10 protein-coding genes, 32 tRNA genes and 2 rRNA genes (1 of these 44 only partly in view) are annotated in these 15,000 nt (G+C 40.3%); 38 read left to right on the top strand and 6 right to left on the bottom strand.

Annotated elements, in window-relative coordinates:
* Positions 1 to 798 (top strand): 23S ribosomal RNA (locus ACHOLT_RS15595); it begins 2,133 nt to the left of the window's first position.
* 126 nt (positions 799 to 924) lie between these two features.
* Positions 925 to 1,041: ribosomal RNA gene (rrf, locus tag ACHOLT_RS15590) — 5S ribosomal RNA — on the top strand.
* A gap of 617 nt (positions 1,042 to 1,658) precedes the next feature.
* Here rrf and ACHOLT_RS15585 read toward each other — a convergent pair.
* Positions 1,659 to 2,348 carry a DUF421 domain-containing protein gene (locus ACHOLT_RS15585; protein ID WP_425802403.1) on the bottom strand — a complete coding sequence of 230 codons (690 nt, stop codon included), beginning with the start codon at positions 2,346 to 2,348 and terminating at the stop codon, positions 1,659 to 1,661.
* A 177-nt stretch (positions 2,349 to 2,525) separates the two neighbouring features.
* Here ACHOLT_RS15585 and ACHOLT_RS15580 point away from each other — a divergent pair, with 177 nt between their 5' ends.
* From ACHOLT_RS15580 to ACHOLT_RS15405, 36 genes are all read left to right on the top strand, one after another.
* A complete protein-coding gene (locus tag ACHOLT_RS15580) occupies positions 2,526 to 2,996 on the top strand; it encodes a pyridoxamine 5'-phosphate oxidase family protein (protein ID WP_425802401.1) in 471 nt (156 codons plus the stop codon).
* 148 nt (positions 2,997 to 3,144) lie between these two features.
* Entirely contained in the window at positions 3,145 to 3,765 is a 621-nt protein-coding gene (locus ACHOLT_RS15575) for a TetR/AcrR family transcriptional regulator (RefSeq protein WP_425802399.1), read from the top strand.
* Positions 3,766 to 3,816: 51 nt separating this feature from the next.
* Positions 3,817 to 5,301: a phytoene desaturase family protein gene (locus ACHOLT_RS15570; RefSeq protein ID WP_425802397.1), complete on the top strand. Its 1,485-nt coding sequence runs from the start codon at positions 3,817 to 3,819 to the stop codon at positions 5,299 to 5,301.
* A 72-nt stretch (positions 5,302 to 5,373) separates the two neighbouring features.
* A complete protein-coding gene (locus tag ACHOLT_RS15565) occupies positions 5,374 to 6,219 on the top strand; it encodes an inositol monophosphatase family protein (RefSeq protein ID WP_425802395.1) in 846 nt (281 codons plus the stop codon).
* 180 nt (positions 6,220 to 6,399) lie between these two features.
* Positions 6,400 to 6,475: transfer RNA gene (locus tag ACHOLT_RS15560), tRNA-Glu, on the top strand.
* A 6-nt stretch (positions 6,476 to 6,481) separates the two neighbouring features.
* Positions 6,482 to 6,557, top strand: a tRNA-Val gene (locus ACHOLT_RS15555).
* A gap of 6 nt (positions 6,558 to 6,563) precedes the next feature.
* Positions 6,564 to 6,640, top strand: a tRNA-Asp gene (locus ACHOLT_RS15550).
* Between the two features lie 29 nt (positions 6,641 to 6,669).
* Positions 6,670 to 6,753: transfer RNA gene (locus tag ACHOLT_RS15545), tRNA-Tyr, on the top strand.
* 8 nt (positions 6,754 to 6,761) lie between these two features.
* Positions 6,762 to 6,836 (top strand) — tRNA-Met (locus ACHOLT_RS15540).
* A 45-nt stretch (positions 6,837 to 6,881) separates the two neighbouring features.
* A tRNA-Gln gene (locus ACHOLT_RS15535) sits at positions 6,882 to 6,956 on the top strand.
* A 5-nt stretch (positions 6,957 to 6,961) separates the two neighbouring features.
* Positions 6,962 to 7,037: transfer RNA gene (locus ACHOLT_RS15530), tRNA-Lys, on the top strand.
* A gap of 7 nt (positions 7,038 to 7,044) precedes the next feature.
* Positions 7,045 to 7,119: transfer RNA gene (locus ACHOLT_RS15525), tRNA-Gly, on the top strand.
* Positions 7,120 to 7,128: 9 nt separating this feature from the next.
* Positions 7,129 to 7,205 (top strand) — tRNA-Arg (locus tag ACHOLT_RS15520).
* A 42-nt stretch (positions 7,206 to 7,247) separates the two neighbouring features.
* A tRNA-Thr gene (locus tag ACHOLT_RS15515) sits at positions 7,248 to 7,323 on the top strand.
* Positions 7,324 to 7,328: 5 nt separating this feature from the next.
* Positions 7,329 to 7,413: transfer RNA gene (locus tag ACHOLT_RS15510), tRNA-Leu, on the top strand.
* Positions 7,414 to 7,428: 15 nt separating this feature from the next.
* Positions 7,429 to 7,519: transfer RNA gene (locus ACHOLT_RS15505), tRNA-Ser, on the top strand.
* 14 nt (positions 7,520 to 7,533) lie between these two features.
* A tRNA-Asn gene (locus ACHOLT_RS15500) sits at positions 7,534 to 7,608 on the top strand.
* Position 7,609: 1 nt separating this feature from the next.
* Positions 7,610 to 7,686, top strand: a tRNA-Ile gene (locus ACHOLT_RS15495).
* A 6-nt stretch (positions 7,687 to 7,692) separates the two neighbouring features.
* Positions 7,693 to 7,766 (top strand) — tRNA-Gly (locus ACHOLT_RS15490).
* A 597-nt stretch (positions 7,767 to 8,363) separates the two neighbouring features.
* Positions 8,364 to 8,439: transfer RNA gene (locus ACHOLT_RS15485), tRNA-Glu, on the top strand.
* Between the two features lie 6 nt (positions 8,440 to 8,445).
* Positions 8,446 to 8,521, top strand: a tRNA-Val gene (locus ACHOLT_RS15480).
* Between the two features lie 6 nt (positions 8,522 to 8,527).
* A tRNA-Asp gene (locus ACHOLT_RS15475) sits at positions 8,528 to 8,603 on the top strand.
* A gap of 29 nt (positions 8,604 to 8,632) precedes the next feature.
* Positions 8,633 to 8,716, top strand: a tRNA-Tyr gene (locus ACHOLT_RS15470).
* Between the two features lie 8 nt (positions 8,717 to 8,724).
* Positions 8,725 to 8,799: transfer RNA gene (locus ACHOLT_RS15465), tRNA-Met, on the top strand.
* A 45-nt stretch (positions 8,800 to 8,844) separates the two neighbouring features.
* A tRNA-Gln gene (locus tag ACHOLT_RS15460) sits at positions 8,845 to 8,919 on the top strand.
* A 5-nt stretch (positions 8,920 to 8,924) separates the two neighbouring features.
* Positions 8,925 to 9,000, top strand: a tRNA-Lys gene (locus ACHOLT_RS15455).
* Between the two features lie 7 nt (positions 9,001 to 9,007).
* Positions 9,008 to 9,082 (top strand) — tRNA-Gly (locus ACHOLT_RS15450).
* A gap of 9 nt (positions 9,083 to 9,091) precedes the next feature.
* A tRNA-Arg gene (locus tag ACHOLT_RS15445) sits at positions 9,092 to 9,168 on the top strand.
* Positions 9,169 to 9,211: 43 nt separating this feature from the next.
* Positions 9,212 to 9,287, top strand: a tRNA-Thr gene (locus tag ACHOLT_RS15440).
* 5 nt (positions 9,288 to 9,292) lie between these two features.
* Positions 9,293 to 9,377, top strand: a tRNA-Leu gene (locus ACHOLT_RS15435).
* 15 nt (positions 9,378 to 9,392) lie between these two features.
* Positions 9,393 to 9,483: transfer RNA gene (locus ACHOLT_RS15430), tRNA-Ser, on the top strand.
* Positions 9,484 to 9,497: 14 nt separating this feature from the next.
* A tRNA-Asn gene (locus ACHOLT_RS15425) sits at positions 9,498 to 9,572 on the top strand.
* A 1-nt stretch (position 9,573) separates the two neighbouring features.
* Positions 9,574 to 9,650 (top strand) — tRNA-Met (locus ACHOLT_RS15420).
* 7 nt (positions 9,651 to 9,657) lie between these two features.
* Positions 9,658 to 9,731, top strand: a tRNA-Gly gene (locus ACHOLT_RS15415).
* 51 nt (positions 9,732 to 9,782) lie between these two features.
* Positions 9,783 to 9,856, top strand: a tRNA-Gly gene (locus ACHOLT_RS15410).
* Between the two features lie 179 nt (positions 9,857 to 10,035).
* Positions 10,036 to 10,221 carry a Spo0E family sporulation regulatory protein-aspartic acid phosphatase gene (locus ACHOLT_RS15405; RefSeq protein WP_425802393.1) on the top strand — a complete coding sequence of 62 codons (186 nt, stop codon included), beginning with the start codon at positions 10,036 to 10,038 and terminating at the stop codon, positions 10,219 to 10,221.
* Between the two features lie 112 nt (positions 10,222 to 10,333).
* Here the strand turns inward: ACHOLT_RS15405 and ACHOLT_RS15400 are convergent, their stop codons facing one another.
* The 5 genes from ACHOLT_RS15400 to ACHOLT_RS15380 all read right to left on the bottom strand — a co-directional run bounded on the left by ACHOLT_RS15400 (position 10,334) and on the right by ACHOLT_RS15380 (position 14,667).
* Positions 10,334 to 10,462 carry a hypothetical protein gene (locus tag ACHOLT_RS15400; protein WP_425802391.1) on the bottom strand — a complete coding sequence of 43 codons (129 nt, stop codon included), beginning with the start codon at positions 10,460 to 10,462 and terminating at the stop codon, positions 10,334 to 10,336.
* 85 nt (positions 10,463 to 10,547) lie between these two features.
* A complete protein-coding gene (locus tag ACHOLT_RS15395) occupies positions 10,548 to 12,017 on the bottom strand; it encodes a hypothetical protein (RefSeq protein ID WP_425802389.1) in 1,470 nt (489 codons plus the stop codon).
* Positions 12,018 to 13,601 carry an NAD(P)/FAD-dependent oxidoreductase gene (locus tag ACHOLT_RS15390; protein ID WP_425802386.1) on the bottom strand — a complete coding sequence of 528 codons (1,584 nt, stop codon included), beginning with the start codon at positions 13,599 to 13,601 and terminating at the stop codon, positions 12,018 to 12,020.
* Positions 13,602 to 13,633: 32 nt separating this feature from the next.
* Entirely contained in the window at positions 13,634 to 14,068 is a 435-nt protein-coding gene (locus tag ACHOLT_RS15385; RefSeq protein WP_425802384.1) for a GtrA family protein, read from the bottom strand.
* 524 nt (positions 14,069 to 14,592) lie between these two features.
* Positions 14,593 to 14,667 (bottom strand) — tRNA-Gly (locus ACHOLT_RS15380).
* Between the last annotated feature and the right edge of the window lie 333 nt (positions 14,668 to 15,000).

The following is a 15,000-nucleotide window of genomic DNA, read 5'->3' as shown; positions in this document are numbered from 1 at the left end:
ATAAAATGTACAGGATAGGTGGGAGACTAAGAAGCTAGGGCGCCAGCCTTGGTGGAGTCGCCGGTGGGATACCACTCTTTTTGTACTGAAATTCTAACTTAGACCCCTGAATCGGGGTTGAGGACCGTGTCAGGTGGGCAGTTTGACTGGGGCGGTCGCCTCCTAAAGAGTAACGGAGGCGCCCAAAGGTTCCCTCAGCGCGGATGGAAATCGCGCGAAGAGTGTAAAGGCAGAAGGGAGCTTGACTGCGAGACCAACAAGTCGAGCAGGGACGAAAGTCGGGCTTAGTGATCCGGTGGTACCGAGTGGAAGGGCCATCGCTCAACGGATAAAAGCTACCCTGGGGATAACAGGCTTATCTCCCCCAAGAGTCCATATCGACGGGGAGGTTTGGCACCTCGATGTCGGCTCATCGCATCCTGGGGCTGTAGTAGGTCCCAAGGGTTGGGCTGTTCGCCCATTAAAGCGGTACGTGAGCTGGGTTCAGAACGTCGTGAGACAGTTCGGTCCCTATCCGTCGCAGGCGCAGGAAATTTGAGAGGAGCTGTCCCTAGTACGAGAGGACCGGGATGGACGGATCACTGGTGTACCAGTTGTCTCGCCAGAGGCATAGCTGGGTAGCTATATCCGGATCGGATAAGCGCTGAAAGCATCTAAGCGCGAAACCGACCTCAAGATGAGATTTCCCACAGCACAAGCTGGTAAGACCCCTGAATGATGATCAGGTAGATAGGCCCGATGTGGAAGCACGGTGACGTGTGGAGCTGACGGGTACTAATCGGTCGAGGGCTTGACCTAAAACCGCAACGAAGGTTAAAACCTAACCGGGGCTCAAACGAAGGTTAGGAGAAGAATCTAAAGACTTAAAAGAAACGAAAATCTGTGCAGTTTTGAGGGAACAGCGAAAGCTGAAAACTCAAAAGATCTGGTGATAATGCCGGAGGGGTTCCACCCGTTCCCATACCGAACACGGAAGTTAAGACCTCCAGGGCTGAGGGTACTTGGACCGCAGGGTCCTGGGAGAGTAAGTCGTCGCCAGGTAAGCAAAAGCAAGGAGACTGTCTGAATAAGATGGTCTCTTTGCTTTTTTACTACGTAAAAAACTTCATAAGATTCTTTTAAAAAGTAAATTTTTTGGGTCGGTTCCACCCGTTCGATCCTGCGCCGGTAAGTCATTTTTTGTGGCGTGCGGCTTGGCCGAAAGGGTATACTATATCATTTTCGTATACCGAACACGGAAGTTAAGACCTCCAGGGCTGAGACGTAAAGACAGGGGATGTCTTTTTGGGGCCAGCGCTATGGCGGGTTAGACATTCTGAGAAGCGCGGCCCTACTTGGAGCGCAGGGTCCTGGGAGAGTAAGTCGTCGCCAGGTAAGCAAAAGCAGGGAGACCGTCTGATAAAGAGGGTCTCTTTGCTTTTTACTTCGTAAAAACTGAATTGTGCAAGATTCTTTGGGGTCGGTTCCACCCGTACGCCTGCGCCGGTAAGTGATTCTATGGGGCATGCGGCTTGGCCGAAAACGATATCCTATATCATTTTCGTATACCGAACACGGAAGTTAAGACCTCCAGGGCTGAGAATAAGGAAGGAATATTTGGTGACTTATAGAAATTGAGATAAGGAAAACTCAAGTAGCTTTACTGTTAAGATAATAATTTAAACTTTATCTTGATAAAGGTCGAGATAAAGATTTCCATTTGATGCAACTGCGGCAAAAACAATATCTTCGATCTTCATAACCCCTTTTTTTCTGAGCTCTTTATACAGCCATTCAGAATTTAAGTTTCTTTGAGTGAGATTGTTCATTAGTATTTTACCGTCTAAAATAACCTCAGTTACGAGTCCCTCATAATGTGTTGTTATATTTAGATCCTGTGGAGTTAAGGGGTTATATTGAGACTTTAAGAGGATGCTTAACTCTCCGCTTGGTTCGAGAATGGCAAATTCAACTTTACTCAGATCAAAAACGTTTTCCTGACGAAGCTGCTGCATTAAATAATCAAATGAATAGTTAAGCTTTTGTAGAGTATTTTCTAGAATTTTTCCGTTTTTAATTAAAAGAGTAGGTTCACCGGCGAGAATTTTACGTATTGGCTTAAACTTAAATGAAAAATATGAGAAAAGGACAAGTATGAATGTAGTTCCAGCTATAGATAAAATAAAGTTTGAAATGCTTATCTTAAGATTGAATGCTAAATTGCCGGAAATTGTTCCAAGCAAAGCTCCTGCCGTGTAATCAAAATAGGTTAAGTTAGAGAGACTTCTTTTAGTAAGTAGCTTAGTAGCAAGCAATAGTAATGTAACTGCTAAAACGATTCTAAGTAAGATATTAAAGGGCTCAAACAAGTTATTCCCTCCTTGGCTGAAACCTTTTTTATCCTTATTTTGTTCTTAATCTATAGTTTTTACTAACGGTCAACTTAATAAAACGAATAAGAAAAAATCTATTATGCTAATATTGTTGTGGTGGAGAAATTCTTTTAGTATCATTTTATAGACACCGAGAGAAAGAAGGAGAGAATAATGTTAAAACCGCTTCGAAGAACTGATCGAGAGATGGACATGAATTTAGTAAATTCATTATTATCTTCAGGAGAATATGGGGTTCTATCTTCTACAGGCGACAATGGGTATTCCTATGGTATACCGCTAAGTTATGTATTTATGGATAACTCAATATATTTTCACTGTGCAACAGATGGGCATAAGCTTGAAAATATTCGTTTTAATAATAAAGTATCATTCTGTATTGTCGGAGAAACAGAACCACTTCCTGAAAAATTCAGCATGAAGTATCAAAGTGTAGTAATTTTCGGAGAGGCATATGAGGTTTTTGATGAGGAAAAACAGAAAGCTTTAATAAATTTAGTAGAGAAATACGCAATTCAAAATATAGAGAAAGGCAAAAAGCTTATCGAAAGTAATGAGTACAAAAGCAAAACAAAGGTATTTAAAATAGATATAGAACATGTTTCGGGAAAGATTAGAAGTTAGCATTAGGGATTGGATATCTCAAGATAATATCTGATAAAATAACCCCTTGTAAAACGACATCAGTGTCTTTATAATTAAAGACACTGATGTCGTTTATTTAATATAGAGTAACTTATAGAGTAACTTATAGGGTTAGGAGCGTTTTAAAATGGCACCGAAAGTTAGTTTAGAGCACAAGGAAAGAAAAAGACAGGAGATTTTACAAGCAGCCTTGAGAGTTTTTCGTGAAAAAGGATTTGAGCCAACTACAATGCAGGATATTGTTATTGAAGCAGGAATCAGTCGTGGAGGTCTCTATTCGTATTTTTCAAGTACTGAAGAAATATTTTTGACCTTAGTCAAACAATTTGACGATTTAAGATTGAATGCTCTTGATGAGTTATGTAGGATGTATGGTTCGGGTTGGGAAGCCTTCGATGCCTTTCTCAAAGGCTTGGAGAACGGTCTTATAGGGATTGCTTCAACTCCGACTCCAGTTATGTTTGAGTACTCAGTCATTAGTTGGCGAAAAAAAGATGTCAAACTTGAGATGATGGGATATCAGGATTGGATTAAACACTTTACTGCATTTCTAGAAACCGGAGTACGCAATGGTGAATTTCACCCGGAAATGCCACTGAATTTAATTGCTCAAATTTTATTATCGTTTATAAATGGTATAAGTTTCACTGTCATTGAATATGGACCTGAAGAAGTCGATGTTACTGGACAAATTCAAGGCCTAAGGGAAATGTTCAAAAAAATTCTGCAATATAAAGAGAACAAATAAACATTTTGTTCTTGTGATTTTAAGATTTTTAAACGAGGAGTGAGGTTTGTAATGAAAAAAACAATGATTATCATTGGAGCCGGAATTGCAGGACTATCGACGGGCTGTTATGGACAAATGAACGGTTATTCAACAGAAATATTTGAATTGCATAATCTTCCGGGGGGATTGTGTACTTCTTGGAAGCGTAAAGGGTACACGTTTGATGGCTGTATTCATTGGCTCGTTGGATCGAATAAAAACAGCAGTATGTATAAAATGTGGGAGGAGTTAGGCGTGGTCCAAGGTCAGAAATTTGTAAACCATGATGAGTTCACTCGCATAGTTGCTAAGAATGGTAAAACCTTTATTCTTTATACTAATGTTGACCAGCTTGAAAAGCATATGAAGGAACTTGCTCCCGAAGATACACCGCTTATCAGGGAATGGTGTAATGTTATTAGAGATTTATCTAAAGTGGATTTCCCGTTAGACATTGAAGAATACAGTTTAGGTGAAAAAATAAAAACAATTAAAGAATTATGGCCACTTATTAAAAACTTTAGAAAATACAGCAAAACTTCAGTTGAAAGTTTTGCTGAGCGATTCAAAAATCCTTTCATGCGTGAAGTGATCCCACAAATTTTTGGGTTAGATGAATTTTCGCTGATTCCACTGCTTTTCACACTAGCATGGATGAATGCCGAGAATGCTGCTTTTCCGATTGGAGGTTCACTTGCCTTCGCCCATAAGATAGAGAAAAAGTATTTGGAACTAGGGGGAACGATTCATTACAACTCTCCGGTAAAAAAAATTATAGTTAAAGAACATAAAGCAATTGGAATTGGGTTAGAAGATGGCCGAGAGTTTTTTGCTGATTATATCATTTCGGCAGCTGATGGGCATAAAACAATTTTTGAAATGCTCGAGGGGAAATATGTTGATGACAAAATTTCAGGATATTATCGCGATCTGCCCATATTTAAACCGGAGATTCAAGTCTCTATTGGTGTAAATCGGGACTTATCGAATGAACCCCATTCAGTCAAAATTCCCTTAACTTCCCCCATAGATATTGGCGGTCAGAAATATTGGAATTTAGGCTTTAAACACTATTGTTATGATGCCTCCCTGTCCCCGCAAGGAAAATCTGTTGTTGTTGCTCTGCTTACTTCAAATTATGATTTCTGGTCAGAATTATATAAGACACCTGAAAAATATACCGCTGAAAAAGAGCGTATTTCTTCTGCAGTTATAGAGAGTCTTGAAGAACTTTACCCTGGCATATCTGTCCAGGTTGAAGTCATTGATGTAGCTACACCAATGACTTATGAGCGGTACACGGGTAATTGGCAAGGATCAATGGAAGGATGGTTACCGAGTACGAAAGGCTTTGGCATTAGGATGAGAAAGGACCTTCCTGGACTGAAAAATTTCTTTATGGCAGGACAATGGGTTGAGCCTGGAGGTGGAATACCAACAGCGGCTTTATCTGGAAGAAATTTAATGAAAAAGTTATGCAAAAAAGACCACACTCAGTTTATTAAAAAGGGATAATTCAAATAATAAACAAAGATTTGAATACCGAGCTGCTTCGTTTTAATATGGAGTGGCTCTTTTAACACAAAATTGCTTTTCTCTTCAGATCAGAGTAAGGTATTGATTGAGGTGATTTTAGTGCAAGCCAAAAACTGGATTCCTGAATTAGAAGAATTAGCGATAATCGCGGGAAAAATCATTCAGCGAGGATTTGAAAGCACCAAAACGGTCCATGAGAAATCTTCAGCGATGGATATTGTCACCGAGTTTGACACTGAGGTTGAGAACGTTTTACGTAAGGAAATTAATACTCGGTATCCCGACCATTTAGTCCTCGGTGAGGAAGAGGAATTTCGGACGCAGGGTGGTTTTGGAGCATATCTGCCACGGAAGGGGTATGTTTGGGTTATTGATCCAATCGATGGTACCTTGAATTTTGCTTCAGGTATTCCGCTTCTTGCAGTTTCGATAGCTCTTTTTCACGAGGGAGAATTATTAGCGGGAGTAGTATATAACCCCATCATCAAGGAAATGTTCAGTGCCCAAAAAGGAGCAGGAGCTACATTAAATAATCAGGTGATAAAAGTAAAAAAAGATTCTGGCTTAGCTCGGGCAATAGTGGCAGTATCAGTTGCTCGCCGCAAGAAGGATTTAGAGCTGTCAAGGCTTGCAGATAAAGTGGGGGGAATGCGAGCTCTTGGAACTGCCGCAGTTGCGTTGGCTTACGTTGCTGCAGGCCGGCTTGACGCATATTGGGAAGTAAACTTAAATTTGTGGGATGTCGCTGCGGGAGTACTTTTAGTTGAAGAGGCAGGGGGAGAAGTTATGATACCTAACCAAGAAAGAGAGTATCCCGTGAAGATTGCGGAAATAATAGGAGCAGGGAACAAACCAAAACGTTATCTTAACGTATTAAAAAGCAAGAATAGTGAGTAAAATAAGATTTAGATAGATTTAATAATATACGTAAGAGATTATATACAGGAATTAACCATTTAGTAAAGTCTAAATGTAAAAAATTCTTGCTTTAAAATTGTTCGTAAATTATTAAAAATTATAGTCAAAAAAGTATTTGACAACTGAAGCTTGTCCATGTATTATAGTTATTGCGCTAACGGCCCGTTGGTCAAGCGGCTTAAGACACCGCCCTTTCACGGCGGCTACACGGGTTCGAATCCCGTACGGGTCACCAAATTCCGGGCGATTAGCTCAGCTGGGAGAGCGCCTGCCTTACAAGCAGGATGTCGGCAGTTCGATCCTGTCATCGCCCACCAAAACAAGGCCCCGTGGTGTAGTGGTTTAACATGCCTGCCTGTCACGCAGGAGATCGTCGGTTCAAATCCGATCGGGGTCGCCATTTCCAATTTCATAGTTTTTCTTTAATGTGGGTAGGTGGCCGAGTGGTTAAAGGCGGCAGACTGTAAATCTGTTCCGGAAGGTACGGTGGTTCGAATCCATCCCTACCCACCACTAAACATCGCGGGGTGGAGCAGCGGTAGCTCGTCGGGCTCATAACCCGAAGGTCATCGGTTCAAATCCGGTCCCCGCAACCAAAGGTATTGAGTTGCTCGAAAGAGTGGCTGAATATAAATATTGATTGGGGTGTCGCCAAGCGGTAAGGCACCAGACTTTGACTCTGGCACTCGTAGGTTCGAATCCTGCCACCCCAGCCACTAGTGAGCCATTAGCTCAGTCGGTAGAGCACCTGACTTTTAATCAGGGTGTCCCGCGTTCGAGTCGCGGATGGCTCACCATTTTATTGCGGGTGTAACTCAGTGGTAGAGTGTCACCTTGCCAAGGTGAAAGTCGCGAGTTCGAATCTCGTCACCCGCTCCAATTACACATGCGCTCGTGGCTCAGCTGGATAGAGTGTCTGACTACGAATCAGAAGGTCGGGGGTTCGAATCCCTCCGAGCGCACCATTTAACTCTTTATTTAATGAAGAAAAGATTAAGACCTAAAATGCCGTTATAGCTCAGTTGGTAGAGCGTATCCTTGGTAAGGATAAGGTCACCAGTTCAATCCTGGTTAACGGCTCCATGAATGCGGGAGTGGCGGAACTGGCAGACGCGCACGTTTGAGGGGCGTGTGGGTAACACCGTACGGGTTCAAGTCCCGTCTTCCGCACCAAAAAGTTAATATTGCGGAGAAGTACTCAAGAGGTTGAAGAGGACGGTTTGCTAAACCGTTAGAGTGGGTAACTGCTGCGAGGGTTCGAATCCCTCCTTCTCCGCCATGATAAAACACTATTCCTCGATAGCTCAATGGTGGAGCAACCGGCTGTTAACCGGTAGGTTGTAGGTTCGAGTCCTACTCGGGGAGCCATGGCAGGGTAGCCAAGTGGTCTAAGGCAAGCGGTTCATACCCGCTCATCCGAGGGTTCAAATCCCCCCCCTGCTACCAAAACATGCGGGTGTAGCTCAATGGTAGAGCGCTAGCCTTCCAAGCTAGTTACGTGAGTTCGATTCTCATCACCCGCTCCATACATAAAAAGTACCGTGCTGATTTCAGTACGGTTTTTTTATCTTATTAAATAATTTCTAATATCAATACAAATTAGGATGTTTTAAAAAATTACAAGGGCTTCCTAAGATAACAAAATATACATAGAACTAGACCGGAGGAAAAAATAAAGTCTTCGCGTATAGTTATATTGGAAAGCGAATTTTCGTCTTTCTCATGTAGTGGTTACCTTCTTTTGGGCTCTCTTTAATGAGAGTCCTCTTTTTATTATTTCTTAGAACTTGTTTTGAAAAATAATTTCTTAAAAGTAGATATTAAATTATTTATAGAACTCTAAGTTAAGGTTAAGGTTTTTTATCATACCCGAAAGTAAATATAAAGATCATTTAGTTTAGTTTGACACTTAAAATTAACAATTAAGTACGTTTATATATTAATATTATTCTTTTAATAATCAGTAATTTTAAGCTGATTTATAGGCTTATAAGACTGTATTTAACGGGTAAAATAATGAAATGCAAATATTGCTCTTTTCGTAAAATATGATAAATTTGCACGAAAAAAGGTTGACATAGATATGGAATTCAGATATACTAACAAATGTTCTCGCGAAAAACGGCCCGTTGGTCAAGCGGCTTAAGACACCGCCCTTTCACGGCGGCTACACGGGTTCGAATCCCGTACGGGTCACCAATTTCCGGGCGATTAGCTCAGCTGGGAGAGCGCCTGCCTTACAAGCAGGATGTCGGCAGTTCGATCCTGTCATCGCCCACCAAAACAAGGCCCCGTGGTGTAGTGGTTAACATGCCTGCCTGTCACGCAGGAGATCGTCGGTTCAAGTCCGATCGGGGTCGCCATTTCCAATTTCATAGTTTTTCTTTAATGTGGGTAGGTGGCCGAGTGGTTAAAGGCGGCAGACTGTAAATCTGTTCCGGAAGGTACGGTGGTTCGAATCCATCCCTACCCACCACTAAACATCGCGGGGTGGAGCAGCGGTAGCTCGTCGGGCTCATAACCCGAAGGTCATCGGTTCAAATCCGGTCCCCGCAACCAAAGGTATTGAGTTGCTCGAAAGAGTGGCTGAATATAAATATTGATTGGGGTGTCGCCAAGCGGTAAGGCACCAGACTTTGACTCTGGCACTCGTAGGTTCGAATCCTGCCACCCCAGCCACTAGTGAGCCATTAGCTCAGTCGGTAGAGCACCTGACTTTTAATCAGGGTGTCCCGCGTTCGAGTCGCGGATGGCTCACCATTTTATTGCGGGTGTAACTCAGTGGTAGAGTGTCACCTTGCCAAGGTGAAAGTCGCGAGTTCGAATCTCGTCACCCGCTCCAATTACACATGCGCTCGTGGCTCAGCTGGATAGAGTGTCTGACTACGAATCAGAAGGTCGGGGGTTCGAATCCCTCCGAGCGCACCATTTAAACTCTTTATTTAATGAAGAAAAGATTAAGACCTAAAATGCCGTTATAGCTCAGTTGGTAGAGCGTATCCTTGGTAAGGATAAGGTCACCAGTTCAATCCTGGTTAACGGCTCCATGAATGCGGGAGTGGCGGAACTGGCAGACGCGCACGTTTGAGGGGCGTGTGGGTAACACCGTACGGGTTCAAGTCCCGTCTTCCGCACCAAAAAGTTAATATTGCGGAGAAGTACTCAAGAGGTTGAAGAGGACGGTTTGCTAAACCGTTAGAGTGGGTAACTGCTGCGAGGGTTCGAATCCCTCCTTCTCCGCCATGATAAAACACTATTCCTCGATAGCTCAATGGTGGAGCAACCGGCTGTTAACCGGTAGGTTGTAGGTTCGAGTCCTACTCGGGGAGCCATGGCAGGGTAGCCAAGTGGTCTAAGGCAAGCGGTTCATACCCGCTCATTCGAGGGTTCAAATCCCCCCCCTGCTACCAAAAACATGCGGGTGTAGCTCAATGGTAGAGCGCTAGCCTTCCAAGCTAGTTACGTGAGTTCGATTCTCATCACCCGCTCCATTTATACAAAAGTATTGTGCTATTTACTTGAAAAAATATAATTACTAATATGCGGGTGTAGCTCAATGGTAGAGCGTTAGCCTTCCAAGCTAGTTACGTGAGTTCGATTCTCATCACCCGCTCCATTTATATAAAAGTACTATGCTGGATTCAGTATGGTTTTTTGTTTAATGAGATAAAACTAATGTTTCACAGTTTCTCAACAAGAACAAACGTTTTTCGACAAAGAATCCTATGGAAATAACCCCCTAATTTGCAGTAAAATGTTCATTGTGAGTCGAAGGAAAGGAAGTCGAAAATTGCTGTGGAATCTCAAATAACGCGTTTGTTAAAGTTTATTGAAGAAACGCGGAAGGAACTTAATCAATTAGGCATGTGTAAACCTCTTACTGACCCGGAAGTAATAGACTTGAGTCAGAGGCTTGATTTATTACTTAATGAATATCAGAAACAACATTATGGGCTAAGATGTCAACGCCTTGGTGCTTGATGAGGTATCAACACTAGTTTCGTTACAGTAAAGACTTATGTAAAAGAGAGCCTTTATGGCTCTCTCATTTTATGAGGATATGAGTTTATTTACTGATTCTAGGCACGTTTTTCTACTCCTTGTTTGTTTCTCCCAATCGTTCTATTTGAGGCTCATAGATCTCTTTTTTGATTTCTTGAAAGTGTTCCTCAGCTTCAGGATATTTTTTAGCTAACATCTCTCTTCGTTCATCCTTGTTCAAAAAAAACGCCTCCTTTTGATGTATTACGTTAAAAGTATTTCCTGGTTTCCCAAAAATGATGTTGGAATTTTTTATTAAAGATTATTTAATTTTTTTCGAAGACTTTATAATATTCATCAGAATATATTATTTTGTAATCCTCGTCATAGGGAAGGTAAGTATCGAGTATATCATTTTTGGAAACAATCAGGTGGGTAAAATTATATTTATCTAAAACGTTGCGGTAAAATATACCCCCGCTTTGCAGCAAGTAGTATTCCCGCATAATATCATCTTTTTTGTTATTTTTCTTTATAAATACTTCAGCCCTAGCATCTATATAGGGTTTAAGCCCCATAAATTCAGCATAGTTTCCGTCATTATATCCTGTATAAAGCACAATATTCTTTGTATCTGTATTTTTGAGTAAATAGTTAACTACACCTGATAAAGACATGTTTTGAACTTGTTTTTGAGTGCTTCTATATTTGGAGTACATACCAACGCCAATTGCTATACACAAAAGAAGGATCAATATTTTTCTCAGCACTTTCAAGTTCCGAGAAGGATGAGCATTTGTCTTAGGTAAACTTACATTTTTTAAATAATAAGCTAGTGGTGCAATGCCACAGATACTGAATAAAGAAAAACTTCTTATAGAGGATAGTGTCATCACTGCGGTACCCATTGAAAGCAGAACATAACGGAGCCGGGTTTTGCCTTTTTTGTAAACACAATATACTAATATTAAGCAGAACATACATCCATAAATAACCATGCCCCAAAGATCGTTAATATTAGGTGCTTTCATTTCTAATACTAAGCTGCTTATTTCCTTATAACCATAGGATCTAAATAAATACGTCATCCCGTCAACTCTATAAGGGTTGATAAAACCGACTAAAAACATAATTGCAATAATTATAAACAGTGATTTTCTCGAGTATCCCTGTCCTTTTATAAATAACAGCTTAAACTTAAAGGAATCTATAATATAGGGAATAAGTACTATAAATAAAACAGGCCACATAGCTGCTTGAAGATTAATCTGCAAAACCGATAAAAGGGGTAGATAGAAAAGGTATTTTACATTTCGAGTAGATATATAACTTTCTAACAAATACATTTCAATGGCTATAATTAGCAACAGAAATATGTAAGGGCGCTGAACCATAAACGGACTGATAAATACACTGATAAATAAACTTACTGCATATGAAACGAAAAAATTGTCTTCAGATATACGCATGCTCAATCGAAATACTGCATAAATTATTCCGGCTTCTACCAAAGAAGTAAAAAAAGTTAATCCAAATGCACCAAAGGTACTGTATATAACCCAGAAAATTACTGACGTTAACCATTGCTGCATAACATAGGACATCCCCTGGTGAAGGGTGAAAGGTTCTGTATAGGGAATACCATTTTGGAGTACATATCTGCCGTTGTTTAATATAAACCATATATCATTGTCTAATACCTGATTGATAAGAAGACATGGAATGAACAGTACTACAAAAAGCAGAATTCTATCCTTTGTATTGCTGACTCCTTGCCTTGATACTTTTACGGCCAACTAATTCCGCTCCTTTTTATTTAAATTTGTTTCGTGATATTCTGTTTCCGTGTTTACACTCCAGATTTTATCTTTGGTTTTATTACCTGCTGAGATAGACTTCACTGCCTCAATGGCTGTTAACATCGAGTGATCCATGTTGTTATACCGGTGCTGGCCGTTTCTTCCTATACAATATAAGTTTTCTATGGTGTTAAGATAGGCTTTAACATCGTCGAAATTTTCGTAGCTTCCAAAGTACGCTGGGTATGCTTTTGAAACCTTAATTCGTACGCTATCCAGAATATTGGTCTCTTCGATTACCTGAATTTTCACAAGCTCCTCAATGGCGAAATTAATAAAATCTTGATCTGACATATTCCATAGTTCGTCGCCCTCATTACAAAAGTATTCAAGTCCGATCCAGACCGTGTTCTCGGGATCTCTTACCATATAGGGGGACCAATTGTTAAAAATCTGGATTCGTCCCAGTTTTACATCCGGTTCTTGGATGTATAACCAGCAGTCCGGGATAATATCCGAAATGGTTTTTAAGTTCGTAGTATTTTTGAGTTTTAATTTATTGAGGAGCAGGCCAACCGTAATAAAATCACGATAAGGAAGATTTAGCGCAGTGTCCAGCACATTTTTGGGAACCTGGCAGTCGAAGGCATTAATCAGGTCGCAGATTGGCATCGTTGAGATAAAATAATCAGCATCAATTTTTTTCTCTGTACCATTGGAGTTAACAATGACGGACTTTATCTTGTCATTTTCGATACAAACCTTTACAACCTGGGAATCAAGAATCAGCTCGCCGCCCATATTCTTAATTTCCTCTGACATGGTCTCCCATAACTGGCCTGGGCCCTTCTTCGGATAGGCAAAGGTTTCGATAAGCGATGTTTCCAGCTTCTTTTGTCTCAATACCTTTTTATGAAAAGGCTTTGTAAGCATTGAGATTATAGCCTTGCTAAGAGACAATCCTTTTATTCGCTGAGCCCCCCAGTCAGCCGATATTTCTTTAGGATGCTTGCCCCAGACTTTTTCTGTATAATCCATAAAAAACATTCTGTATAGTGAAATTCCAAATCTATTGATCATGAAATCCTCGAGAGAATTTTCCTGTCGCTTGAAGCAAGAAGACCATATATAACCCAGTCCTGCCTTAAAAGTATTCAAAAATCCTAAATTCATCAGGGTCTGAAACTTAAGTGAAATCGGATAATCGAAAAATTTCCTTAGATAAAGAATCCGGGATACTCTAGATCTAATTAAAAGTACTCTTTCTTCCTTTTCGGGGTCCGGTCCGCCATCATTTAAAGGTATTTCCCGATTGAGTTGTTTATCATCTTTTGAGGGAGCTCCTTGCAAAGGCATTATGTTTTGCCATAGATCCATGATTTCAGAACTTTTGGAAAAGAAACGATGTCCGCCTATGTCAATTCTGTTTCCATTATGTATTGAAGTTCGAGAAATGCCGCCGACAAAGCTCTCCTTTTCTATAATGATCGGATGAATATCAGTATCCTTTAATAGTTTATACGCAGCTGTCAGCCCGGCTGGACCTGCACCGATAATAAGCGCTTTTTGTTTTGAGTTCATGTTATATACTCCTATACCTTAAATTTGTTATCTTATAGTCCCTTTTTTGAAAATACCAGGATTTTTCTAGCGCTATAATTCCATAACAGCACAATAAAAGTAACGATGATTTTTACGAATAAATAGTTTAGTTCCAATCCTTTTGTTCCCAGAAACATACCCAATTCGGTAAGAAAGAGTCCAATAATGCCGATTAACGAGAATACTGTGAAGTCTCGAAAACTCTTGCCTACTTTAGTCCCACGAACACTTGTAAAGACGAAATTAACGGAGAGGATATAATTAATGAGTAATCCAGCTGCAAAGCCCAGTCCTGTAGCTAGATAAAGTGAATACCATTCATTAGGAAGAAAGCGCTCTTTTAAAATGTACAGAACTCCAAAGTCCGCTATGAAAGCTAAACCACCAACTAAGACGTACCTTGAAAATTCAAAAATCAGTTGTATTCTGTTTCTGAATATATTCATAGATTAAAAACACCTCTATTGTAAATGCGCCATATATATCAAAACATTACATAATATTCTATGAAAATACTTCTTTCCCTTTATAATATCAACACTTTATACGTATCTGCGTTCGAATTCTGGAATTCGCAAGTTGGAATAGGAGTAGATTTTTGGGAAAAGGTAAGGCCGCCTTAAATAAGGCGGCCATCATATCTTAATTGGCTGGAATCAATAGTTTTGTAACGGAAACCCTAAACCAGCTCGCTTTGCTTACGATGGAAAAGTGATAGATGTTGAGCAGATTGTCTAATGTAAATGAAGAAAAGTTTGCTGGGAACCGTATGAAGACATTTACTTGCTAAAGTGAGATCGACGGTGAGCTGAAGTATGAGTTAAAAACGTGCAAGTAGATTCTGTGGAAGATGAAAGAGTTCTCGGGACAGTACCGAGGGCTCTTTTGTGCCTATTAATATAAATCTGTCTTTTGCCTAAAAACGAGTAAAGAAAAAGCACCGCAAAACCTTGCAGTGCTTGTATTCTTTTGGAGCGGAAGACGGGATTCGAACCCGCGACCCTCGGCTTGGGAAGCCAATGCTCTACCACTGAGCCACTTCCGCATCAACGTTTATTATTATACCCGAAATAATCGGAGAGTCAAGCTCTTAATTTTTTAGATGATAATCGCATTATTATTGAAGGAAGAAAAAGTAAAGCGAGAAATTAAGAACATAAAAAAATAAACAAGATAATAGCATTCATTAAAATAAATTTAAAAGCTTTAATACATTTAATGCTTTAATGTCTGTTAATGTTAATGTCTTAATGGCTGTCTTTTAAAATATTTGATTTTAGTGTTGACACTCATAACTATACTATGCTATTCTAACAAAGCGCTCAAGGACAGCCGTCCTGAAGCGAAAAAAAGCAGTTGACATTAAAAAATGAATCTG

Origin of the sequence: Desulfitobacterium nosdiversum, assembly GCF_049860565.1 — a bacterium.
GTDB classification, from domain to species: Bacteria; Bacillota; Desulfitobacteriia; order Desulfitobacteriales; family Desulfitobacteriaceae; genus Desulfitobacterium_A; species Desulfitobacterium_A nosdiversum.
This window is presented reverse-complemented; position numbering and strand designations above follow the sequence as displayed.

Coding starts and splice junctions, on each gene's coding strand:
- ACHOLT_RS15570 (WP_425802397.1), top strand. CDS start 3,817: ATGAAAAAAACAATGATTATCATTGGAGCCGGAATTGCAGGACTATCG.
- ACHOLT_RS15385 (WP_425802384.1), bottom strand. CDS start 14,068: ATGAATATATTCAGAAACAGAATACAACTGATTTTTGAATTTTCAAGG.
- ACHOLT_RS15390 (WP_425802386.1), bottom strand. CDS start 13,601: ATGAACTCAAAACAAAAAGCGCTTATTATCGGTGCAGGTCCAGCCGGG.
- ACHOLT_RS15575 (WP_425802399.1), top strand. CDS start 3,145: ATGGCACCGAAAGTTAGTTTAGAGCACAAGGAAAGAAAAAGACAGGAG.
- ACHOLT_RS15580 (WP_425802401.1), top strand. CDS start 2,526: ATGTTAAAACCGCTTCGAAGAACTGATCGAGAGATGGACATGAATTTA.